General features: G+C 36.3%; 22 protein-coding genes. 7 read left to right on the top strand and 15 right to left on the bottom strand.

What is annotated here, in order from left to right:
* Together trpB and trpA are read left to right on the top strand one after the other, a co-directional pair.
* A complete protein-coding gene (gene trpB, locus Q4493_RS09230; RefSeq protein ID WP_303451822.1) occupies window positions 1–1,242 on the top strand; it encodes a tryptophan synthase subunit beta in 1,242 nt (413 codons plus the stop codon).
* Entirely contained in the window at window positions 1,242–2,105 is an 864-nt protein-coding gene (trpA, locus tag Q4493_RS09225) for a tryptophan synthase subunit alpha (protein WP_303451820.1), read from the top strand. The genes trpB and trpA overlap by 1 nt, the downstream gene beginning before the upstream one ends.
* 120 nt (window positions 2,106–2,225) lie before the next feature.
* Here trpA and Q4493_RS09220 read toward each other — a convergent pair whose 3' ends face one another.
* The 11 genes from Q4493_RS09220 to Q4493_RS09170 all read right to left on the bottom strand — a co-directional run bounded on the left by Q4493_RS09220 (window position 2,226) and on the right by Q4493_RS09170 (window position 13,486).
* Window positions 2,226–2,894 carry a peroxiredoxin-like family protein gene (locus Q4493_RS09220; RefSeq protein WP_303451818.1) on the bottom strand — a complete coding sequence of 223 codons (669 nt, stop codon included), beginning with the start codon at window positions 2,892–2,894 and terminating at the stop codon, window positions 2,226–2,228.
* 113 nt (window positions 2,895–3,007) lie between these two features.
* On the bottom strand, window positions 3,008–3,880 hold the full coding sequence (locus Q4493_RS09215; RefSeq protein ID WP_303451816.1) for a DMT family transporter: 873 nt from the start codon (window positions 3,878–3,880) through the stop codon (window positions 3,008–3,010).
* A 139-nt stretch (window positions 3,881–4,019) separates the two neighbouring features.
* Window positions 4,020–4,589 carry a hypothetical protein gene (locus Q4493_RS09210; protein WP_303451814.1) on the bottom strand — a complete coding sequence of 190 codons (570 nt, stop codon included), beginning with the start codon at window positions 4,587–4,589 and terminating at the stop codon, window positions 4,020–4,022.
* Between the two features lie 149 nt (window positions 4,590–4,738).
* Complete coding sequence (gene glnS, locus Q4493_RS09205) at window positions 4,739–6,409, bottom strand: glutamine--tRNA ligase (protein WP_303451812.1); 1,671 nt, start codon at window positions 6,407–6,409, stop codon at window positions 4,739–4,741.
* 227 nt (window positions 6,410–6,636) lie between these two features.
* Entirely contained in the window at window positions 6,637–7,890 is a 1,254-nt protein-coding gene (locus Q4493_RS09200) for a lytic murein transglycosylase (protein WP_303451810.1), read from the bottom strand.
* A 205-nt stretch (window positions 7,891–8,095) separates the two neighbouring features.
* Complete coding sequence (locus tag Q4493_RS09195) at window positions 8,096–8,689, bottom strand: hypothetical protein (RefSeq protein ID WP_303451808.1); 594 nt, start codon at window positions 8,687–8,689, stop codon at window positions 8,096–8,098.
* A 194-nt stretch (window positions 8,690–8,883) separates the two neighbouring features.
* Window positions 8,884–10,344, bottom strand: a complete 1,461-nt coding sequence (locus tag Q4493_RS09190) for a serine hydrolase (protein WP_303451806.1) — start codon at window positions 10,342–10,344, stop codon at window positions 8,884–8,886.
* A 98-nt stretch (window positions 10,345–10,442) separates the two neighbouring features.
* Complete coding sequence (locus tag Q4493_RS09185; RefSeq protein ID WP_303451804.1) at window positions 10,443–11,228, bottom strand: hypothetical protein; 786 nt, start codon at window positions 11,226–11,228, stop codon at window positions 10,443–10,445.
* 86 nt (window positions 11,229–11,314) lie between these two features.
* Entirely contained in the window at window positions 11,315–11,536 is a 222-nt protein-coding gene (locus Q4493_RS09180) for a hypothetical protein (RefSeq protein WP_303451802.1), read from the bottom strand.
* Window positions 11,537–11,614: 78 nt separating this feature from the next.
* Window positions 11,615–12,202: a hypothetical protein gene (locus Q4493_RS09175; protein ID WP_303451800.1), complete on the bottom strand. Its 588-nt coding sequence runs from the start codon at window positions 12,200–12,202 to the stop codon at window positions 11,615–11,617.
* Window positions 12,203–12,538: 336 nt separating this feature from the next.
* Window positions 12,539–13,486: a DUF2785 domain-containing protein gene (locus Q4493_RS09170; protein WP_303451798.1), complete on the bottom strand. Its 948-nt coding sequence runs from the start codon at window positions 13,484–13,486 to the stop codon at window positions 12,539–12,541.
* Between the two features lie 224 nt (window positions 13,487–13,710).
* Between Q4493_RS09170 and Q4493_RS09165 the strand changes: the two genes are divergently transcribed.
* Window positions 13,711–14,208, top strand: a complete 498-nt coding sequence (locus Q4493_RS09165) for a hypothetical protein (protein WP_303451796.1) — start codon at window positions 13,711–13,713, stop codon at window positions 14,206–14,208.
* A 113-nt stretch (window positions 14,209–14,321) separates the two neighbouring features.
* Here Q4493_RS09165 and Q4493_RS09160 read toward each other — a convergent pair whose 3' ends face one another.
* A complete protein-coding gene (locus tag Q4493_RS09160) occupies window positions 14,322–14,684 on the bottom strand; it encodes a HopJ type III effector protein (protein ID WP_303451795.1) in 363 nt (120 codons plus the stop codon).
* A 251-nt stretch (window positions 14,685–14,935) separates the two neighbouring features.
* Between Q4493_RS09160 and Q4493_RS09155 the strand changes: the two genes are divergently transcribed.
* Window positions 14,936–15,568: a flavin reductase family protein gene (locus Q4493_RS09155; protein WP_303451793.1), complete on the top strand. Its 633-nt coding sequence runs from the start codon at window positions 14,936–14,938 to the stop codon at window positions 15,566–15,568.
* A gap of 125 nt (window positions 15,569–15,693) precedes the next feature.
* On the opposite strand, the gene Q4493_RS09150 is transcribed toward Q4493_RS09155, so the two are convergent.
* Both Q4493_RS09150 and Q4493_RS09145 read right to left on the bottom strand, forming a co-directional pair.
* On the bottom strand, window positions 15,694–16,413 hold the full coding sequence (locus Q4493_RS09150; protein WP_303451790.1) for a porin: 720 nt from the start codon (window positions 16,411–16,413) through the stop codon (window positions 15,694–15,696).
* A 244-nt stretch (window positions 16,414–16,657) separates the two neighbouring features.
* Window positions 16,658–17,206 (bottom strand): carboxymuconolactone decarboxylase family protein, encoded by a 549-nt coding sequence (locus Q4493_RS09145; RefSeq protein WP_303451788.1) that lies wholly within the window; start codon window positions 17,204–17,206, stop codon window positions 16,658–16,660.
* Between the two features lie 315 nt (window positions 17,207–17,521).
* Here Q4493_RS09145 and Q4493_RS09140 point away from each other — a divergent pair, with 315 nt between their 5' ends.
* Window positions 17,522–18,112: a TetR/AcrR family transcriptional regulator gene (locus Q4493_RS09140; RefSeq protein ID WP_303451787.1), complete on the top strand. Its 591-nt coding sequence runs from the start codon at window positions 17,522–17,524 to the stop codon at window positions 18,110–18,112.
* A gap of 172 nt (window positions 18,113–18,284) precedes the next feature.
* On the opposite strand, the gene Q4493_RS09135 is transcribed toward Q4493_RS09140, so the two are convergent.
* The gene (locus Q4493_RS09135) at window positions 18,285–18,509 is read right to left on the bottom strand and encodes a glutaredoxin family protein (RefSeq protein ID WP_303451785.1); all 225 of its coding nucleotides are present in this window, start codon (window positions 18,507–18,509) and stop codon (window positions 18,285–18,287) included.
* Window positions 18,510–20,934: 2,425 nt separating this feature from the next.
* Here Q4493_RS09135 and Q4493_RS09130 point away from each other — a divergent pair.
* Together Q4493_RS09130 and Q4493_RS09125 are read left to right on the top strand one after the other, a co-directional pair.
* Window positions 20,935–21,612: a hypothetical protein gene (locus Q4493_RS09130; protein ID WP_303451783.1), complete on the top strand. Its 678-nt coding sequence runs from the start codon at window positions 20,935–20,937 to the stop codon at window positions 21,610–21,612.
* 382 nt (window positions 21,613–21,994) lie between these two features.
* The gene (locus Q4493_RS09125; protein WP_303451781.1) at window positions 21,995–22,822 is read left to right on the top strand and encodes a PEP-CTERM sorting domain-containing protein; all 828 of its coding nucleotides are present in this window, start codon (window positions 21,995–21,997) and stop codon (window positions 22,820–22,822) included.
* Window positions 22,823–22,905 lie beyond the last annotated feature (83 nt).

Here is a 22,905-nt window from a genome sequence, read left to right as displayed (position 1 = left end):
ATGACAAACAAAACAATAGAAAATTCGTCAGCCAAGAAACAAACATTGCCCGCTTATTTTGGAGAGTTTGGTGGCATGTTCGTTGGTGAATTATTAGTACCAGCGCTTGAACAACTTGAACAGGCCTATATTGAATCACAGCAAGACCAAAGCTTTCTCGATGAATTTAATGATTTATTAACTAACTATGCGGGTCGTCCAACGCCCTTAACGTTAACAAGAAATTTATCCAAAAATCCGTTAGCAAAAATCTATTTAAAACGTGAAGATTTATTACATGGTGGCGCCCATAAAACCAACCAAGTGTTGGGACAAGCCTTGTTAGCAAAACGCATGGGGAAAACAGAAATCATCGCTGAAACAGGCGCTGGTCAACATGGTGTGGCAACCGCCATTGCCTGTTCACTTTTAGGGTTACAATGTAAGGTTTATATGGGCGCCGTTGATTGTCAGCGTCAACAACCAAATGTTTTTCGCATGAAGCTGATGGGCGCAACGGTCATCCCTGTAACCGCAGGCTCAGGCACATTAAAAGATGCCGTTAATGAAGCGCTGCGTGACTGGTCAGCAAACTATGACAATGCCCATTATTTATTAGGTACGGCGGCCGGCCCTCACCCATTCCCGACTATCGTTCGTGATTTTCAAAAAATGATAGGAGAAGAAGCCAAACAGCAAATTTTAACCCAAGAAGGTAAATTGCCTGACTACGTGATTGCTTGTGTCGGTGGTGGTTCAAATGCTATTGGCATGTTCAATGATTTTATCCATGAAGAATCAGTGAAATTAATTGGTGTAGAAGCGGGTGGTAAAGGTATTGATACCGACAAACACGGAGCAACCCTTGCTGCTGGCACTAAAGGGATGTTGCATGGTAATTACACTTATATTATGCAAGATCAATACGGCCAAATAGAAGAGTCATACTCGGTTTCTGCCGGCCTTGATTACCCCGCTGTTGGTCCACAACATGCCTTTTTAAAAGAAACTGGTCGTGCGCAATATGTGCCGATTAACGATGACGAAGCTTTAGCGGCGTTTCAAACCTTAGCAAGTACCGAAGGGATAATTCCGGCTTTAGAGTCTTCGCATGCTCTTGCACAAGCCTTAAAAATGGCAGAAGCCGCGACTGAAGAAACGGTAATTTTAGTCAACTTATCAGGTCGTGGTGATAAAGATTTAGCTCATGTTCATACGGTGTTGCATCCTGAAGAAACGTCAGCTGACAAGGAGAATAAATAATGACGCAACTACAAGCACAAAACCAAAAAGCAGGTCAGCGTTATATCGATTGTTTTCACGAACTCTCCGCGAAAAATGAAGGCGCTTTTATTCCTTTTGTCGCAATTGGTGATCCTAACCCTGAGCAATCTCTGGCAATCATCAAAACGTTAATTGATGCTGGCGCTGATGCGTTAGAATTAGGGATCCCTTTTTCAGATCCCAGTGCTGACGGCATTATCATTCAAGAAGCAGGAAAACGCGCCATAGCAACTGGCACAAACACTGACGTTTGTCTTGATATATTAAAGCAGATCAGAGAATACGCCCCGCAAATTCCTATCGGTTTATTACTTTACGGTAACTTAGTTTTTGCCAGAGGCATCAATAAGTTTTATCAAGATATGGCCAATGCTGGCGTCGATTCTATATTGATCGCAGACTTACCTATTCGGGAAAGCGAGCAATTTAGAAATGCAGCACTGGGAGCAAACATAGCGCCCATTTTTATTGCGCCTCCTAACGCCAGCGAAGAAACATTACAAAAAGTAGCGGCGTATAGTCATGGCTATACATACGTATTAAGCCGTGCAGGTGTTACCGGGGTTGATGCTATTGAAAATGAAACAAGTAAGCCAACCGCAAATGTTGCCGCGCATGAATTAATTGCTTCATTAAAAAATCATCAAGCAGCGCCCGCGGTAATAGGTTTTGGTATTTCGCAGCCACAACAAGTTAAAGATGCATTAAATGCTGGTGCTGCCGGCGCAATTAGTGGATCAGCGGTGGTAAAAATTATTGAAAATCACTTATCAGATAATACAGCCATGCTAAGTGCGTTACATGAGTTTGTCAGTTCTATGAAAGCAGCCACAAAACAATAAAGCTTGCTGCGCAACTATTTCAGGACGAAATAAGTAAAAAAAAGCCTGTTGACTTACAACAGGCTTTTTACCTTTTTGTGATAAATACGTTTATATACAGCTAAAGCTCTCAAGCTCTGATTACTTTACTAATTCTGCCGCTTTTAATAATAAATCAGAATGTAAACGAACTTTAAAATTTGGATTAACATAATTAAATTGTATTAATCCTTTACTATCAATCACGTAAATAGCTGGCACAGGTAAAACTAAGCGTTCATCGCCTGCTTGATTCTTTTGCAAAGGATTTTTTAAATTCATTTTAGCCACATAACGACTGGTAGTTTGCTCAGAGGTGAAAAATGATAAACCAAATGCTGAGCTAACTTTCGATTGATAGTCAGATAGTAGGTCATAAGACAGCTCACGTTTATCAATACTTTTCTTTAAATCATCAGGAGCATCGGTAGAAATACCAACCAGCTTAAAGCCTAAGTTTTTCAACTCACCTTCTATTGCTTGTAATTGTCCCATTTGAGTATTACAAAATGGACACCAACCACCGCGGTAAAAAAATAGGATGGTTTTTTGCCCGTTTAAATAATCTGCTAATTGAACACTTTTTCCTTCAACTGTGGTCACTGCGATTTCAGGGAGCATTTGACCATTTAATAAAGGCGATACTAGATCAGCCGTTTCAGCAATATCGCTTTTAACGACTTGCTCCATTTTTTGTGTTTTTGCATCTAATACAGATGATTGAAAAAATGACAATAAAATTAAGGCACTAGCAAAGATAGTTTTATTCATAAATCTCTTCTTTTGTTTATTTACGTTTAATGACAATAAAATGATAATTCATATGAATACCAATAGACCCGAACAAGTAAAATTTTCATTCAAATAAAATAAATTATTCGCCTTTAAATTTTTACAATATTTTGCTTTGGCTTATTCACCACATAAACACTGATAGCACATAATACCATGCCTAATACACTAGAAAGTGCCAATTGCTCATCAAACAATAGCCAGGCTTCAAGCGCAGTAGCAGGTGGTACTAAATAAAAATAAGCAGTAACCTTTGATGAATCTCCTTGTTCCACCATATACATCAGTAACAAAATAGCAGTAACAGAAAGCGCTAAAACAAGCCAAGTTAAACAAAGAATAAACTCAATATTCCAAGTAATAGGTTGAGAGTCACTAACAAAAACAATCGGCAGAAAAATAAGTAAACTAGCAATATATTGCCAGCAAACCGAAGGTAATAAAGGCTGCTTTTGACAAAATCTTTTTTGGTATAAGGTGCCGAAGGTAATGCCTATTAACGCAATAAAAGCTAGCAACAAAGCATTCATCGACACATGAGTGAACGCTAAACTCGCTGATACCACTAACATTAAACCACTTAATCCTAAAACTAAGGCCAACCATTGCCAGCGATTCACTTTTTCTTTAAAAATAAAGACCGCTAACATAGCCGTAAACAAAGGTTGTAATCCGACAATAATTGCCGTTAATCCGGCAGGAATACCGTATTCAATCGCGCCAAATACGCCACCTAAATAAGCACCATGAATAAGTAAACCTGTCACCATGGCGTGACCAATTTGTTTAGCGGTAAGTTTTGGCTGCTTTAATATCACAATCAATAAAACAAACACGACAATATTGGCCAAGGTTCTAATTGATAAAAAATCTCCGGTAGACGCGTAAGGTAATCCATATTTAGCACCAATAAAACCAGTGCTCCATAATAAAACGAAAAGAAAAGGGATCAGTTTTTTCAGCATAATTAAAGGTTTTAAAAAATTTTCATCGAGTGTAGAAAGATTTGCTCAATAAAAACAGCTACACATTTACACTAACTGATACTACACAGTTAGTTTATTTAGGGTTATTAGTGTTTGGAAAATGCTGAATTTAAGTCAGTTATTGGTTAGTTGCGATACCGTTTGGCATAATGCTCATTAACCACATCATGTTTTCTTTCATAAAAGCGATGTCTTCGTTGCTAGCACTTTTTGCCAATGTTGCCATACTGTCGATATTAGCTTTTTGCGCCGCCATTTCTTTTTCCATTTTGCTGATCATCTCAGCCGGCATACCACTTTTTTTCATACGCTCAACGGTACTGTTCAACATTTCACTCATCGACTCTACGCTATCAGGCATCTGTTGCATTTGCACTGCAAACATACTCGACATAATACGAAAAGATTGCTGATAAAACTGTTCAAAACTATCATAACCGGCAGCTTTCACTATCTTTTCTATGTCGCCATACGCTTGCATTCCTTTAATTTTATTAATCGCTGCATCTGGAGTCATCTGCAACAAATTTTCTAACTCAGCGTCCATTGCAGGGTATTTATCTTCAAGCCCTTGAAATTTTTCAATCGTTGAAACATATTTCTCTAATAATGCTTTTGATAACGATTGCTCTGCGAAACTTTGCCATGAAAGTATCAATAACCCGACGCCTAAAATAATATGTTTCATGTACTTCTCCTTAAGATGTTAAAAGTTTTTCTTCAAATGTTTGCTAAAAAATAGTGATAAAAAAGGTGTAAACTAATCACTGTTAGCTTACACCTTTATCAACAATTTGTTTAAAATTTTCTTTTATAAAACTGATAATTTAAACAATATTAACCGGATATTTTCGCCCAAGTATCACGCAAACCAACAGTACGATTAAACACTAATTTATCGGCTGTAGCATCTTTGTTATCTAAACAAAAATACCCTTGGCGTTCAAACTGAAATGCTTGTTCAGCTTTCGCATTTTTTAAAGACGGCTCAACTTTCGCATGTGCAATCGTAATCAAAGAGTCAGGATTAATCACTGATTGAAAATCGCTTTCAGCCGCAGGGTTTGCCACGGTAAATAAACGATCATATAAACGAATTTCCGCATCGACACTTTGTTCAGCAGCGACCCAATGAATAACCCCTTTTGGTTTCGTACCATCTTCAGGATTTTTACCTAGTGTATCTTCATTGTAAGTACAGTAAACGGTGGTGACTTTACCGTCAGCGTCTTTGTCACAACGAACAGCTGTGATCACGTAAGCACCGCGTAAACGAACCGCTTTATCAAGGACTAAACGTTTGTACTTTTTGTTCGCTTCTTCACGAAAATCTTCCGCTTCAATATAAAGTTCACGAGCAAAAGGGACAATACGCGTGCCTTGTGATTCATCGCTTGGATGATTTTTTACCGTTAACTCTTCCACTTGATCTTGTGGATAATTTTCAATCACTAATTTAATCGGATCAAGCACCGCCATAGCGCGTGGCGCATGATCATTTAAATCTTCACGAATACAGGCTTCTAATACGCCCATTTCAATGGTGTTATCCATTTTAGTAACGCCAATACGTTTACAAAATTCACGAATTGAATTTGGCGTATAACCACGACGACGAAACGCAGCAATGGTTGGCATACGTGGGTCGTCCCAACCACTTACTAAGTTTTCTTCTACTAAGGTATTAAGTTTACGTTTACTCATCACGGTATATTCAAGATTTAAACGTGAAGATTCATACTGATGAGGAGTAGTATCAATAGAAACATGTTCAAGTACCCAATCATATAAACGACGATTATCTTGAAATTCTAACGTACACAATGAATGTGTTATCCCTTCAATGGCATCTGATAAACAATGTGTAAAATCGTACATCGGATAAATACACCACTTATCACCTGTTTGATGATGATGAGCGAACCTGACACGATAAATGATTGGGTCACGCATACACATAAAGCTTGATGACATATCTATTTTTGCACGCAGTGAACATTCGCCTTCTTTAAATTCGCCATTTTTCATTTTTTCAAATAGGGCTAGGTTTTCTTCAACGGCGGTATCTCTGTATGGGCTATTTTTTCCTGGCGCTTTTAATGTTCCACGGTATTCTTTCGCTTCTTCACCATTAAGAAAACAAACATACGCTAAGCCTTTTTCAATTAATTCAACAGCAAAAGCATGCAAGCGATCAAAATAATCAGATGAATAATGAATATCGCCCGCCCATTGAAAGCCTAGCCACTTCACGTCTTCTTGAATAGACTTTACGTAATTGATGTCTTCTTTTTCAGGGTTAGTGTCGTCAAAACGTAAATTACACAAGCCGTTATAATCTTCGGCAATACCGAAATTTAAACAGATTGCTTTCGCATGACCAATATGCAGAAAACCATTAGGCTCAGGCGGAAAACGCGTCTGCACACTGGTGTGCTTACCACTTGCTAGATCAGCATCAATTATTTGGCGTATAAAATTAGTTGGACGGTTTTCAACTTCCGACATCCACAGAACCTCGATAAAATAGAATATTAATGGCCGGCATTATATCAAGTGTTTTTCACAGAGAATAGCTAGGATAAGCTTTATTGTTGAATATTATTTAATTAAGTGACAATGAGCCATTGTCACTTAATATTTACAGTTAAGTATTTAGTTAACTACATGAAAAAATTAATGAAAACTTAATAAAATTTAGAGGCTAGAATGCTTTAATAGCTTACCCGTATTTACTAACTTTGGCTTAGACCGAGCGATTTAAAAACCTCTTGGTTAGGAAATCCATCGGCGATCAGATTTTTTTCCAGCTGAAACGCTCGAATGGCTTTACGACTATTAGGCCCCCAAATACCATCAGGTTTGCCCGTTTCAAAACCTAATTCATTAAGTTTTGCTTGCAATTGCTGCATTTGAATACGACTAAATAGTAAAGGTTTAGCTGCTTTTACCGAACTAACCCCTTTGCCACCAACTAGCTTATCGGCAAGTATGCCAACCGATAGCGCATAGTTTTTTGATAAGTTCCAATTCATAATGACATCAAAATTTCGATAAACTAAAAACGCATGACCTTGATGGCCGTTTGGTAAGACTAATTCAGCATCAATATCATAATCAGGTAACGCCTTTCCGTTAGTTTGTTTAACGCCTAATGTCTTAAAAACCGATAACGGATAACGTTTATCATAAGCAATGGCACTAAAGTCAAAATCCGTTGGTAATTTTACTTCTCTTCCCCAGCGCTCTTGTTTAACCCAGCCAATTTTATTTAAGTAATTAGCTGCTGTAGTAATCGCATCTGCTTCACTTTGCCAAACATCAACTTTATCATCACCGTCGCCATCAATGGCATATTTGCGATAAGCAGAAGGCATAAACTGCATGTGCCCCATAGCGCCAGCCCATGAGCCTTGAAGTTGTGCTACAGAAACACGTTGTTCATCAATCATATTAAACAAATCAAAAAGCTCAGAGGTAAAATAATCACTGCGACGGTTATCACAGGCTAACGTCGCGATAGAGTTTAAAACCGACATTTTACCTTTGTGTTTGCCAAATACCGTTTCTAGCCCCCAAAAAGAGACAAGGTATTGCGGTGGAATACCATATTTTTCGTGTAGTTGATTAAATAATCCTGCATGTTTTTTTAGCAGTTTTTTCCCGTTGTTAATATGATAACTCGACACCCGCTTATTGACATATTGTGCAAAACTTTCGGCAAATTCTGGCTGATTTTTATCAAGTGTTAACACTCGTTTAATCGGGGTTAGCTGATGAATAATGCCATGAATATTTTCACTTAACCCTTGTTGCTTGGCTTGATGTAAAAAGCGAGCTTGGCATTGCTCAAATGTTGGCGTTTCTGTTAAGTCTGAAATTAACATTGGAGCTACAGCTTGCTCCTCAGCATACGTACAAGAGAGAAAGAAGGTACTAAACATACCTGCGAAGAAAACTTTATTTATGGCTGAAACCGACTTCATCATAGCTTTTATCCTAAAGAATACTATCGTGAGAAAAATGACTGCTAATTCTGACAAAAACTATAATAAACTGCGAACTAGATTTAAATTAATTTATGATAAATATTATAAACTATGCCATAGATATTGTTACATTTGTAAATTTCAAAAATGCGGTAAAACCTAATTATTCTAATTCAAAAGCACAAATGCTTTAAAAATACATTGATTATAATTTATTACTCGATTTAGCCAAGTTAACTAGCTTCATCAATTTATGTTCTCTTGGTAACTCAAGATCAGTAAATCCACTTTTGCCATAAAATCTGATAGTAACTTTTTCATAGTTCGCTTTTGCTATTGTAAAAGCAGTATCAATATCAATTACACCAGTGAGAGTTTCGATTTTTTCGTGTTCATTTACCGAATCATCAAAATATCCGAGAACTTGATCTGCTCGGCCTGAAACCTTAGCAACCATGTTTTTATCAATGAAAACTTCTGCATATTCAACATACGACCAATTACCATAAAGCGTAGTTAAAAAAACATCAATGGATATTTGATTGCTACCACTTATCCAAGTATATTGAATTGTTCTGGTTTCACTATCAGAAAATGATAAAAAAACACTCATATCATTCGCAATCACTTGGATTCGATCTTTTAAATTATCGTATCTACAAATTATGTCTTTACAGTTTTCAACTAATAGAGCTTCTGAAATACCACTTCCACGGCTCATTTTTCCATAATCATTCGCTGAACACCCAATTAATGTTCCAGCGATTAATATAAAAGTAACCAAATACTTACGTTTCATCTTAATTATCCTTTTGATCTTATTAGCTATTATCACGAAGGTATATTAGTTATATTTTTCGAACTAGCTAATAACCTATCTTGTGTTTAATTGATGAGGTTGAACTAATTTCAGAAAGGACATATCCAACAGGATTGTTCAAAATGGTATTTGAACAATCCACATAAAGTGTTCTATTCTGGGTTATAGAACAATTAATATCCGTCTTTGATACCAACAAAGTTTCTGTTTACAATATAAGCAGACTCACCGCCATCATGATGAGGTAAAAAGGTAACCATATCGACTCCATCATTAATCACAAAATAGAACGATTTGTCAGCTAGGGGTACAAGCTTAGGCTCATAAGGAACATTTTCAGCATCAAATTCAGGGATAGTAATGTATAATTCATTATCTTCTTCAGAAACAGAAACTATTAACTCACCTGTACTGTATGTACCTTCATGTTTATAGTACTCGTTAGGCTCTGTTGGAATAACGGGTGTTTCTTGTGGCGAAACTAACTCAGTAACAGACTCAAGAGCAGCTATCATGCTTGAACTGAAATCATCAAAACCGCCGCTGCTCATAATTGAAATAGCTATTTTCTTTTCAGGTAATATCCAGAGTAAATTTGTATAAGCGGTTGTATTTCCACCATGTTGCCAAATTTTTTCTTGATACCATTCCTCATTGTGCTCAAATCCCTCTTCAACAAACATACCATATCCGTAATATTTAGGTAGCCCTAAAAATTCTTGACTAATTTGAGCGGAAGTTATTTCTTTTCTCCAATCATCTGACAATATATCAGTATTACCTTCAAGTAAAAATTCAGCCATTTTTAACTGTTGTTTAGGGGTTGACCAGGTTTCAGCTCCCGCAGGAGAAGTGGCCGGCAACAAAGGAATTTGGTTTATATCAGTCATGAATATTCCGCCTTCATCACCCTCTTGATACCCAAGTGCATAATCACCGTCAGCAATAACCATGCTACGGTCGAGCCACGTACGTGACATACCTAAGGGCTCAAAAACACTCTGCTGCATATGCTCAACATAAGGAGTTTGTGTAAGATGTTCGACTATTGCTCCTAAGTACGAAAAGTTAGGATTACTATAATTGTAAAATATTCCAGGGGGGTTCATTTGACGATTATATTGAGGGTAACCTGTGGTCATATAATCAACTAATGAACTATTAGAGTCACTATCAATATAGCTATCAGAAAGACCACTTTGATTAGATAATAAATGATGGATACTAATATCCTGCCAAGTTTGCGCTTGTACACTTGGGTATTGAATGTTTGGAAGAGTATTTACAAGTTTATCATCTTTACTTAACACGCCTTGCTGTATTAATTGTAATGTTGCTAAACCTGTAAACATTTTAGTAGTTGAACCTAATTGAAAAAGGGTATCAGGTGTTATTGCCACGCCACTATCTTTTATTTTTTCGCCAAATGCTTCAGCAAATATAATTTCGCCTTCCTTATATATGGCAACAGAAGCGGCTACAGCATTATTTTGTTCAAGGTCATCTTCAATAGTTTCTCGAAGTGTTAAAAATTGATTGGGATCAGAAACTGTTGGGGTTTCACTTTTAGAGTCTGAATTACCACATGCTGACAGTCCGCCAATAAGCAAACCAATGATTAGTAAATTTTTCATCTTTTTTCTCGTCTTAAAAACAGATGATAATTATAAATAATCCCTCGAAACAAACTGTTTCAAAAAAGTTCTAAAGTGTATAAGAAGTGTAATCACTACTAAATATTCATTAAACGGTCATACATAGCTTTCACCTGTAGATCACCAAAACTATATATTGCCATTTGTTGATGAAATACACGAAACACTGTTTTAAAACTCGGCTGTTCTTGTGCGTTAATAATTTCAAGCAGCACGCGTTCTGGATAACCTAAACCACTTTCATCTGGCGTTCTCGCTATATGCGCATTTACCGCTGGTAATAAAAAAGGGAATTCACCTTTTAATGATTCAGCAATCTGGCTAAGTTTACTATGATTATTTTTTTGATAGTTAGGCCAAAGCTGCCCTAGCACTGCGAGATGCTCTGGCAGTATAAGCCTTCTATTTTGAAAGGCTGCTGTTAATTCTGGCAAAGACATATGCCCAAAGCTGTATTCATTACCTTTGTTAGGTCTTACTAAATATATACCCCGTTCACACTCATTACTTTGCTGCGATACTAAAAATAGTACATACCAGAAGTTAACCTGACAAAATAAATCATCTTCAAACCAACAGTTAATATGGCAATTGTGATTTAAAGCAATAATTTTCTTGAATTCAGTTACTGTTTTTACATAATAATCTTCAGCTGTACATTCAGGATACTGACCAATAAATTTCGATCTATTATTCATCAGGGACTCGAAATCATTTCCTTGCACATTGCCGTCAACCAAACATTCTCGGGCAACGATAATTTCTCCGTCGATAGATTGAGGAAATTGCTGCTTTAACGCATCACCATTTAAAATGTGATATTGAGGTTTATCATAAGAGTGGTGGTATTGAGAATCTGACATAGAAATTTAAAGGAAAAATAAAATGAGAATAATATTAAGATTAGCATGATTATTAACTAACTTCATAATCATGCTATCACGCTCATTTAAACGCTCAAATCAACATTTTTACCGCGCCTTGCATCGTCATTTCGCTTATTTTCTTCTAGTTGCTGTTGTTTTTGAGCATCTTGCTGCTCTTCAATCTTTCTTGATTGCGCTTGCTGGTTTTTCACTTGTTCTGAAAGCAATTTTTGCTGTTCAACGCTTTCCTGTTGCACCTTTAACTGCTGGCTAACCGATGAACTTGTACTGACTGACGTAACCATTATCATCTCCTTTACTTGGCATGAGACCAGATCAATAAGTTAAATATACACCTTGAGTATAGCACCAGTGGTTGTTTTTTATACAGGTGGTTTTTCATAACCATAAGTGTTTAATTTTTGTGAAAGGTGTAAAGCGATAACCGTTAACGTTACTGGAAAGCTTAGTAAAAACACATAATGAAAATATAATAACGACAATACCGTAGTTAAAGCGATCAACAGTGCTGACAAAAATACGGTTAATTTAAAACGTTTAAAAAAACTAAAGCTTGCGACAAAGTTTTTAACGACGCCTTGATTATCTATACGAGCAATTAAACAGGGAATAACGCCAATAATTAATGACAACCAAGCAAATAACCAAGCTAAAAAAATATTCATCCAATAAAAATGCGCAGATAGATCACTTTGGTTTTCACTTTTTATATTAAATGCTTTAGCGAGAAAAGAGTTTTGATCAACGTAAATACTGTAAAGCGCAACGGCATCTGTCATCCAGATCAAAAAGAACAGTATCTGAATCACTAAAACTAAACCGGCATTTGCAAATAGTACCGATAAGGAAGAGTTTTCATGATCATTCTCCCCGTTATAAATAACAGGGTGTAAAATTAAACTGACTAACGGTATGAATAAAATAAACCCTGCACAAAATGAAATGTACATAGCGCTTAATTCATATTGATTTAAATAGAAGTTTATCGATTGAGCGATGACAAAGATAATCAATGTTGCAAAAGCTAACAAACTAAAGCAGGTCAACTTAACTTTCAATGAAAGCGAATTGGGAGCATTTAACACTAAGTTTGGCCTAAAAAGAGCATTTATGACGTCAATGTAGCATTAAAAATCCCAACGTTTTTTGATTTAAATTAAGGGAGGCTTAAACAAACATCCCTTATAACAAAACGACTAACGAATAGGTTTATCATGAGAGGCTGTTGAACTTTCGCGGTTAAATTTTGTTCGAGATAACATTTTTTAACTCAAACAGCCGCTTGGCTATTGAACCTTTTTAATTGCATCCTCTAGGGCTGGTACCATCTGAGATAATCGCTCATTTTTGCTATTTTTTATTAATGCATAAAAAGCGAATAAAAAGTGTTGAGTGTTATGTAGCTTGCTTAATCCTTGTTGGCTTGAATATGCTTCACCCCATGATTTTAAAGGAGTAGGAAGGGTCAATTCATTTAGCCAAGTTTGCCAATTTTCTATCGTGAATTGATCATTTAGAAAAATATAAATAACCGGCATTACCAAACGTTTTGATTCGCCATAAATATAAAAGTGATTATTTTTTGCCACCACTTGGCTCGAAATGGCCGACAACATGTTATCTAAATGCTGCTTTGTTATTGCCGGGTTTAGTGACAATTGCAGCATTAAATCTGCTGTATGCGCAACACTATGTCGCCAACCTATCTTCGAATCATACCCTCGATAATCTTCTATAAATGTTAGAAAATCAGTTCCAACATCCACTAAATAATCACGTTGAACATCATTTAAAAAAGGCGATTTTCGATCAACTCTTGCCACTTCAGCCAGCATTAACATGGCAAAGGGTTGATATACACCATAATCATCAGTCACGTCAGCGCTAATAACCTCGGTTAAGGTTGTGAACATAGCAAGGTAAAAGTCGGCATTAAAGTCATTTGCTCTCAACCATTGACTTAAACCTGTATAAGCAACCTCATCTCTAAGCACAGGATCAGGGCTTGCTAAACAATGAATAAGTTGCCGAGCAACAGCGTTTTTTTCTTCTTTATTTTCAATTAAAAACTTTTGCTCTTTTAAGATTAACAGTTTTGACTTGCTCCAATTAGGAGATTCACAGTTACTGACAATAGTATCAGCATTTATGACGTTTTGACTCTTTGCACCTAAAGGAAAACTGACTAAAGCTACATTTATTAACAGACCAATCAACGTTGTTTTTAGCATCATAAAACCACTTTTAATAACTACATCCGCCAAATATTAACACTTTATTTACGAGCGGCAATCTAATTCCTCTAAAGTGGAAAATATTAGCCAATAAATAAAACTACTTAATCGAATTAAACCCTGAAAGCTTATAGAGCTGGTTAATAACATGCTTTAAGTTTGGTATGAAGTATGCTTTATCATTAATATTTAACTAAAACTCATCTAGTCAAAGGAATATCACTATGATGATAAATACAAATTATGCTGAAATTGTTGCTAACGCTAAAGCTCGAAACGCAACTTATGTAAGTTTTGATAAAGCCGTCGCACCAATAAATGCTATTACTGCAGAGAAAGACACGTTTACTTTATCAGATAGAGCAATTGCTAAAATGAATGGTTCAGACTTTGGAGAACCAGCTCCTACCTATATAAATCCTAAAACAGCTCGGGAATTTCTTACAGAAAACACTGCATCAACAAGAAATGATGAAGAGTCAACACAGAGCTCAAAATTTAATACTATGATGTTATCAATACTAGATAAAAGACTAGGAATTGATCGTGAAAAGCTTGAAGAATTAGATGCCATGATAAAAGCGATTGCAGATGATGAAAATATGAGTCCAGAAGAAAAACAAAAAACAATCGAGAAATTAGAAGAATTAAGAGAAAAGATAATTGAAGAAAGTATGGATATCCAAAAAGAAGCAACACAAACTTTTCATGACGAAGAGTAAAATATACGCTATTTATCATTGAATTAACTATGGAGTGTTGTTCTATATAATCACCCGTTATAAATGATTTTAACGGGTTCAATGAAAATATTAATAAACCTACCTTTGAATGATTATTTAGCGATCAAAGCGTTTCTTTCAAACGTAATGCCCGCCCAACCACTTTTCATAAAGTTTCGAATGTTGCCATGATCATTCCCTGTGGGATTTTTTAACACGTCATCACGATAATATTGCCCAAAGCAATATAACGTAGCTTGTTCAGATAGTTTATTTAATTGCGCGTAAGCAAATATTTTACAAGAACCTTCGTTTGTCCCGGCTTGATTGACCAATTCTCCATTATTAAACCTACTAGGTTGATATTGGTAATTTGCTGCAATGACAGCCATCACGTCTTCAAAGTTAATTTGTGCTGTTACCGCGGGATCTGTAGAGGTTAATGTAGAATTTAATGCTTCGATAGTTAAAGTCATGATATTACTTAAAGGTAAAATGATAGATATATTTTCTCGCAGTTAAAAATTTTCGTCCATTAACTGTTTTTACCTCAATATACTTTTTAGATCTATAACCACCAAAGCCGTTTACAAATGATTTATGCTGGATATGCTGCAAGCTTTCTATTCTTTCTATTATGCAGAAGACTAAAACCGGTATAACAGTTTTAAAATGACGTGGTATGATACTGTTTTACCATAATATTCACGATTTGAAGTAAACTTTTATGATCATTAATTTTGCAGATCACAGTGCAACTCAACGTTATCATTTGATGACACAAACTATTATTCCACGCCCTATCGCCTGGGCACTGACTAGTTCAGACCATTCAGGTTTACCAGAAAGTTTAAATTTAGCGCCATTTTCCTATTTTACCGCAATATCAAGTGACCCAGCTGTGTTAATGATTTCAGTGGGTAAAAAGCCGACTGGCGAGCCCAAAGATACTTTAACCAATATCTTAAAAACCAAAAAAATGGTGATACATATTGCCAGCGAAAATCAAGCAGACATAGTAACGCAAACAGCGGCAACCTTAGCTTATGGCGAATCTGAACTAGCATTAGTTGATAATGAAATACTGACAACGGTACCATTTGACAATTTTGATCTGCCTCGCCTAGCGCAATGTGATATTGCTTATGGCTGCGAACTTTATGAAATTAAAGAGCTTGGCGATATTCCACAAACACTTATTTTTGTTGAAGTTAAACAATTATATATCAGCTCAAATGTTTCCACAGAAACGGATGGTCGGGTAAAAATAAATGCCGATGTTGTAAAACCTTTAGCCAGATTAGGTGCAAACGAATATTCAGGGATCACAACGCCTTTTAAAAAAGCACGACCGAAATAAAGAAATAAAAAAATAAAGAAATAAAAATCACCTAAAAGCGGCTGAAAGTTATTTCATTTCAGCCGCTTTTCAATACGGAAATTTAAAAAAGAGTAAACTTTAAGAATAATATCTTAAAGTGGATACTAAAAACGATACGTTGCATATAAACCAGCACTACGTTCAAAGTTATTCTTTAATTTGTAACCATTTTCTTGAGCTTCAAAATCTGAATAACTGGCATACAAACCAACATCAATATCTTTACTAAAAGTATAATTTAGCCCAGAAGTAACACTATGAGAGTCTTCTTGAGAAAAGCCTTTCAAATCACGATAGGTGTAGTTATTAAAAGCCGTCCAATTTTTAGTAACTTTGCTTTGAACACCTATTGAAAATCGATTTTCACTTTTATTTGCTAAGTGTTCTTCATCCCAAATTACGTAACCTAGTGAAAAAGTCATGGCAATATCTTGATTAAAAACATATTTACCATTTAAATCAGCGCCATAACCAATAGCGTCACCATTACTCGTTGAATCTTGAAAACCTCTAATACCTGCGCCAACAGCTAGTTCGAGTCCTGTTTGATTATTATCTCGAGCCAGTATACGATAATTAAGTCCGCCGAAACCTATCGTTAAATTATCAGTTAAACCGTAAGCGACATTTAAGTTAAGCTCGCCTCTGCTTTTATTTTTTTCTTCCCCCCAAGAGACAGCACCGCTGACAGCAATGGTGCCATCACTTAATGTTAATGGTCTTAAAATGGGGTTTTTAGGGTAGCTAGTATTATCCGATTGATTGCCAGCGAAAACCGCAGTAGAAGCTAAAAGTAATGCCATGCTAATAAGTGATTTTTTCATAAGAGTATTCCCTGTGTTTGTTGTGTTAATCATTTATGTAGCTATGGTAAAGATAAGTCGTGTTCGATTCCTGCCGAACTTTGTCGATGAAATGTATGATGAATGTCAGATTTTGTAAGATTGTATTTTCCAATCCATTGTATTTAGCAATCAACCTCTGTGTTACCCACGCTTTAAGTATAAATATCTATCAACTTATCAAATCAAAAGAGGCAGTAAACACTGCCTCTTTATATATTTAAGATTATTTATTCCAAGCGAATTGTTCAAATAAGGGGTCTACACTTGTTTCAGCCACATGGTTTACATAATTACTGATCACTTTTTGAGACAAGCCTAAAATGACTTCCAACACTTGCTTTTGCGCATAACCAGCAGCAAAAAAATCGGCTAATTGTTCTTTAGTAACAAAACCACGTTGACGAACCACAGCCAAAGTAAATTCATGTAAAGCTTGTAACTTTTGAGTAGGCAATGCAGTGTTATTTCTTAATGCCTCAGTAATCTTAGGGTCAACTTGCATCATGTTGGCGATCGCTGTATGTGCTGGTACGCAATATTGGCATTCATGTTCAACATTAATCGTTTGCCAAACCACAGTTAATTCTTCTTTATTAAAAGAGGTCGCTGTAAATTGTTGATGCAATTGTTTATAGGCCGTTAATATTTCAGGCGATTCAGCCATTACTGCATATAACACCGGCACGCTTCCCATTTCTTTTTGAGACGCTTCTAAAAACCCTTTACTTTCTTGTGGGGCACTTTCTAATGTGTGTCGTGTAAATTCGTTCATGTACTTCTCCAATATAAAAATTCGTCAATAATTGATAAATTTCTTTATCAATGTGCTTTGATGGACATAATCATAAAGCAACATGAACGATCGTTCAAGATTAATTTGAACGATCGTTCATTTATTGAGTGGATTTATTAGGAGGATTTGTTTAGGAATTGACTCAATAGAGCTGAAATTGACTAGTGAACTCTCCCCCCTATTTCATAAAATAAAGTGGTGCGAAGTTATAAGTAACCGTTTTCTTTACCTTAGTAGCAATCCCTTTTATAATTGAACGATTGTTCAATCGCCTAGTTAGGTGTTTAAATTATCATGGCTAAAACAGCAAAATTTGATCGACAAGAAGTTGTCGACTTAGCGACTAACCTTTATTGGAAAAAAGGTTTTCATGCTACCTCAATGCGTAACTTGCAAGATGAAATTGATATGCGACCAGGAAGCATTTACGCTGCGTTCGGCAATAAAGATGGATTATTTAAAGAAACCCTTAGAAACTACACCAATTCAGGGATCGCTAAATTACATCAATTTCAACAAGAAAATGTCTCGCCTATTGAAGCATTGAAAGCTTTTGTGAAGTATCAAGTCATTGTCAGCAAAGACGACGCCCCTAACGGCATGTGCATGCTCACAAAAACCATGAATGAATTAACAAGTGAAAATCAAGATTTGATTGATCTTACCAAAGCACACATTGAAGAAGTGGGATGTGCACTCGCTAAGCTTATTGAAGAATCAAAAGCCTTAGGCGAAATAAACAGTGAGAAAAGCGCGTTAGCACTTGCTAAATATCTACAGATACAAATTGCAGGACTGAGAACATTTGCCAAAATTGACGGTGTTGAAAATAATTTAGAAGAGATGATCAATGAATTATTTGTTCACTATCCATTTAACCTTTAGCAAACAATTTCAGTAAAGATAAATATCCAAAGAAAATTAAATATTTATTGTAAGCAATTTAAAAGATAACAGACCATTCAAACCAAGGTAATCAACAATTATAAATTTAAACGTTATTAGTAGATACCTGACTGACTATCTACATGCGTTTCATTAATTATTAAGTTTCATCTTAGCCGTAAATCTTTTTAAAGTTTTTTACATTCCAGCCAATCATGATTTCATTGCCTATTTTAAGCACAGGTACAGTGCGAGCTCCAATAGCGTCTAATTCTTTTCGGCCTCGTTGCATTTTGGCATTGGTTAACCGGTATTTAATACCATTATCATCTAAGTATTTTTGAGCTTCGCGGCAGTGTGGACATTTATCTGAAATATATAAAACAACGCGTTTCATTATTAACCAACCAAGTATTATTAAGGTTGATTATTTTACCGAAATAGTAGGGTTAAAAAAAGTGAACGGGGGAGATTCTTTTGACTCTGGTTATTATTTCTAGACCAATGCGGTGGTGACCGCAGCAGCTTCCTTTGAGTGTAGTCGCCACCGCGACAAGCAAACTTTATAAGTTAGCAACAATAAAAAGGATTTTTTAAGCTTGGTTAACAGCTCTATTAAAATACTTTCTAGATTCGTTAATCATTCAAATTATATTGTCGGTGTGCCGACAGCACGCAAAGGGGAAAGAACACCCATTTCCCCCTTGCATCCCCCTCGGTGCCCGACTCAGTGAATGACTGAAGCATTAATTTTTCGTCATAATCGTAAACTGTCAAATGCTCGTTCCTGCGCTGGCTCCAGTTTAAAAACACGATTAATGACGGTAAAAATGAATCCTTCATCACTGAGATGGGAACAGGTTTCAACTGCACAGCTCGTTTCCATAGCTAATCAATCATTTACAATGAACCTGTAACGAGAACCAAACTTAGAGAAAAGAGAAACTTGAACGAAGAATAAACTCTGCTTGAACAAACGCTGAAATGAAAACCAAATAGTCACGTATTGTCATCAGGGATGATGACAAAGGCAAAGCCGCACATGGATGTGTGATCTTTGTCGTTACGTCGAACTATTGGTTTGAATGAAAGATCACGTTTGTTAGCAGCGCCGAGGGAGTCCAGAGGGAGGTCGGCGTCAGCCTCCCTTTGGGTGTAGTCGCCACCGCGACAATATAACCATCGGAGAAAACTAAACCCAATAGTATTTACGGCTTATTAAAGTGAGCAGGTAAAATTCTTTTGACTCTGGTTATTCTTTCTAGACCATTGCGGTGGTGATCGCAGCAGCTTCCTTTGGGTGGAGTCGCCACCGCGACAAGCAAACTTTATAAGTTAGCAACAATAAAAAGGATTTTTAAAGCTTGGTTAACAGCTCTATTAAAATACTTTCTAGATTCGTTAATTATTCAAATTATATTGTCGGTGTGCCGACAGCACGCAAAGGGGAAAGAACACCCATTTCCCCCTTGCATCCCCCTCGGTGCCCGACTCAGTGAACGACTGAAGCATTAATTTTTCGTCATAATCGTAAACTGTCAAATGCTCGTTCCTGCGCTGGCTCCAGTTTAAAAACACGATTAATGACGGTAAAAATGAATCCTTCATCACTGAGATGGGAACGGGTATCAACTGCACAGCTCGTTTCTATAGCGTCAATAGAACAAACTAAAACTCAACACTACATACAACGAAAGTAATCACAAAAATATAACGAAGTATAAAATTCTGCTTCTTCAAACGCCGTAATGAAAACCAATATTCACGTATTGTCATCATGGATGATGGCTAAGGCAAAGCCGCACATGGATGTGCGATCTTTGCCGTTACGTCGAGAATATTGATTTGAATGTAGGATCACGTTTGATGCAGCAGCGCCGAGGGTGTCCAGAGGGAGGTCGGCGTCAGCCTCCCTTTGGGTGGTGTCGCCACCGCGACAATATAACCATCGGAGAAAACTAACCCCATAAGTATTTACGGCTTATTAAAGTGAGCAAGGTAAAATTCTTTTGACTCTGGTTATTCTTTCCAGACCATTGCGGTGGTGACCGCAGCAGCTTCCTTTGGGTGTAGTCGCCACCGCAACAATATAACCATCGGAGAAAACTAAACCCAAAAGTATTTATGGCTTATTAAAGTGAGCAGGTAAAATTCTTTTGACTCTGGTTATTCTTTCCAGATCATTGCGGTGGTGAACGCAGCACGCAAAGGGGAAAGAACACCCATTTCCCCCTTGCATCCCCTTCGGTGCCCGACTCAGTGAACGACTGAAGCATTTATTTTTCGTCATAATCGTAAACTGTCAAATGCTCGTTCCTGCGCTGGCTCCAGTTTAAAAACACGATTAATGACGGTAAAAATGAATCCTTCATCACTGAGATGGGAACACGTATCAACTGCACGGCTCGCTTCTATAGCTCATCAATAATTAACTATGAACCTGTAACAGAGAACCAAACTTAGAGAAAAGAGAAACTTGAACGAAGAATAAACTCTGCTTGAACAAACGCTGAAATGAAAACCAAATAGTCACGTATTGTCATCAGGGATGATGACAAAGGCAAAGCCGCACATGGATGTGCGATCTTTGTCGTTACGTCGAACTATTGGTTTGAATGAAAGATCACGTTTGTTAGCAGCGCCGAGGGAGTCCAAAGGGAGGTCGGCGTCAGCCTCCCTTTGGGTGCCGTCGCCACCGCGACAATATAGCCAGAGAATAAAATGAAACCATAAAGTAATTAACTTTATTGTGCACCTGATCCCATTTACAATTACTCCACTTATCTAAAATAATTTTTATAAAACTTACTAATGGAATTAGCATGGAAAGCGATACAAATAAATTGGATATAGAGGGTTTACTTAATCTAAAAAAGAAAGAAATGAAAACGACAGACTCTGATGAGATTCACCGCCTTCATTTAGCTTTACAATCTATACAAAAAAGACTCGATTATTGTGAATACCATTTTTATGAATTTAAAGATTATTCTACAAAAGAATATTTACTAAAAGATATAATATCTAAGCCTGAACCCAACTGTATTAGCGCAAGAGTTATATTTGAGGCAAGTACTTATGCTTTTATACAAAATCTGCACGCAGTAATTGATTCATTGCCGTACGCATTGAATATAATTTTTACTGTTGAACCTGAGTTTGATGAACAATATATTGGTTGGAATAAAAGATTTATAAAAAAATATAAAGGCTACTCTTTCTACTGCCCATTAGATCAAATGTTTAAAAATGACTTATTATCTAAATTGAAAAGGTTATCTAATAATATAAAACATAAGCACCTTATTCGAATCAAAAATGGTGGCGATACTCTTTGCTTTGATGACTTTACATACAAGCATCAGAGTAATGACGTAGTAATAACAAATCAGAATGTTGAAAAATTTTTGGTTGAAAGTCATGATAAATTAATTCCACAACTACTAGGTTTATATACTCAAATCAAAAATGCAAAGAAGAAAGAATTATCGGCTCTATAATAAAAAAACCCGCTAGTTAGCGGGTTTTTATTAGAACAACAAATTATGAAGCGTTAGCTTACCAACCCGTTTTCTCTTTAAGTGCTACACCGATATCCGCTCAAGAACGAACCGTTTGAACACCAGCCGCTACTAAAGCCGAAAATTGACCATTAACACTACTTGTGAGTTATAAAAGTGACTCTCTTTTGTTTTCCATATCAACCAAATAGATGTCAGTTTATTTTACACTTCTTAGAAAAGTCGCAAGCACAAAATAATTAACCTGCTGATATACAATTAAATTAACGTAATGGAATGATTCGTGCTGTATGTTTCATGTACATAAATACAAGTTACTACACTAATTTAATAAGTAAAAATAATAAATAAGGAGATTACTTTGTTTAGTTTCAAAAAAACACTTATGACAACATTGGTATTTTGTTTCATTCAATCAGCTCAAGCCTCATTAGTTACTGTTTCAGAGTTATCAGCTTTTCAACCAACACTTATGGATACATGGCTATATGGCGATATGAGAGATGGTGGAACAGCTGATATAGTAAGTTTAAACGGATTAGGTGGCGATTTAGAAAATAATTCACCGCTAGGCAACGATGCGTTAAAACTCACAACGGGTTTAGCAAATAACGATAAAGCTGAAATAGTCATACAAAATGACTTTGGTATGGTTTCTGATATTCTTAATAGTACACTTTCTTTTTCATATGATTATTATCGAACAAATATCGACAACGGGAATGCTTTTGCAGCCCCGTCATTAAAGCTTGGCTTTTATAATTCAAACTGCCTACAAGGCGAAGACTGTTACTTTCAGTTGATCTACGAGCCATATTTTAACGCTATGTTAGCTGACTCACAATGGACCAATATCTCAATAAATTTAAATCTTGGAGATTTTTGGAATACTGGTGGCTTTGGCTTAGCTAGTGGCGGTGGTGGTTGTGGTGTAGTTGGTTGTATTACGTTAGATGAAACTAAAAATGTTGCAAATGCGAACTTTAGTTCTTCACATTTAGTCAATGTGGCATTAGGTATAGGCTCATACAACCAAGGCGTAGTTGGCTATGTTGACAATGTAAATATTAATGTTGGACAGTTTAGTCAAACATATGATTTTGAAAATGTAGAAGTACCAGAGCCTTCATCAATTGTTCTATTCGGGTTGAGTATTATCGGTTTAGTTGGTCGGAAATTTAGGAAGTAATATTGATAAAGTTTTATTATTAAACTAACAAAAAAACCCGCACTGTCTATTAGAAAATGCGGGTTTTTAAAAGAATCACAAGC

This window comes from Colwellia sp. 1_MG-2023 (genome assembly GCF_030546755.1).
Taxonomy (GTDB): Bacteria; Pseudomonadota; Gammaproteobacteria; order Enterobacterales; family Alteromonadaceae; genus Thalassotalea_H.
This window is presented reverse-complemented; position numbering and strand designations above follow the sequence as displayed.

Coding starts and splice junctions, on each gene's coding strand:
- Q4493_RS09220 (WP_303451818.1), bottom strand. CDS start 2,894: ATGAATAAAACTATCTTTGCTAGTGCCTTAATTTTATTGTCATTTTTT.
- Q4493_RS09180 (WP_303451802.1), bottom strand. CDS start 11,536: ATGGTTACGTCAGTCAGTACAAGTTCATCGGTTAGCCAGCAGTTAAAG.
- Q4493_RS09145 (WP_303451788.1), bottom strand. CDS start 17,206: ATGAACGAATTTACACGACACACATTAGAAAGTGCCCCACAAGAAAGT.
- Q4493_RS09140 (WP_303451787.1), top strand. CDS start 17,522: ATGGCTAAAACAGCAAAATTTGATCGACAAGAAGTTGTCGACTTAGCG.
- trpB (WP_303451822.1), top strand. CDS start 1: ATGACAAACAAAACAATAGAAAATTCGTCAGCCAAGAAACAAACATTG.
- Q4493_RS09130 (WP_303451783.1), top strand. CDS start 20,935: ATGGAAAGCGATACAAATAAATTGGATATAGAGGGTTTACTTAATCTA.
- Q4493_RS09195 (WP_303451808.1), bottom strand. CDS start 8,689: ATGAAACGTAAGTATTTGGTTACTTTTATATTAATCGCTGGAACATTA.
- Q4493_RS09210 (WP_303451814.1), bottom strand. CDS start 4,589: ATGAAACATATTATTTTAGGCGTCGGGTTATTGATACTTTCATGGCAA.
- Q4493_RS09150 (WP_303451790.1), bottom strand. CDS start 16,413: ATGAAAAAATCACTTATTAGCATGGCATTACTTTTAGCTTCTACTGCG.
- trpA (WP_303451820.1), top strand. CDS start 1,242: ATGACGCAACTACAAGCACAAAACCAAAAAGCAGGTCAGCGTTATATC.
- Q4493_RS09170 (WP_303451798.1), bottom strand. CDS start 13,486: ATGATGCTAAAAACAACGTTGATTGGTCTGTTAATAAATGTAGCTTTA.
- Q4493_RS09155 (WP_303451793.1), top strand. CDS start 14,936: ATGATCATTAATTTTGCAGATCACAGTGCAACTCAACGTTATCATTTG.
- Q4493_RS09200 (WP_303451810.1), bottom strand. CDS start 7,890: ATGATGAAGTCGGTTTCAGCCATAAATAAAGTTTTCTTCGCAGGTATG.
- Q4493_RS09190 (WP_303451806.1), bottom strand. CDS start 10,344: ATGAAAAATTTACTAATCATTGGTTTGCTTATTGGCGGACTGTCAGCA.
- Q4493_RS09165 (WP_303451796.1), top strand. CDS start 13,711: ATGATGATAAATACAAATTATGCTGAAATTGTTGCTAACGCTAAAGCT.
- Q4493_RS09175 (WP_303451800.1), bottom strand. CDS start 12,202: ATGTACATTTCATTTTGTGCAGGGTTTATTTTATTCATACCGTTAGTC.
- Q4493_RS09160 (WP_303451795.1), bottom strand. CDS start 14,684: ATGACTTTAACTATCGAAGCATTAAATTCTACATTAACCTCTACAGAT.
- Q4493_RS09185 (WP_303451804.1), bottom strand. CDS start 11,228: ATGTCAGATTCTCAATACCACCACTCTTATGATAAACCTCAATATCAC.
- Q4493_RS09215 (WP_303451816.1), bottom strand. CDS start 3,880: ATGCTGAAAAAACTGATCCCTTTTCTTTTCGTTTTATTATGGAGCACT.
- Q4493_RS09135 (WP_303451785.1), bottom strand. CDS start 18,509: ATGAAACGCGTTGTTTTATATATTTCAGATAAATGTCCACACTGCCGC.
- glnS (WP_303451812.1), bottom strand. CDS start 6,409: ATGTCGGAAGTTGAAAACCGTCCAACTAATTTTATACGCCAAATAATT.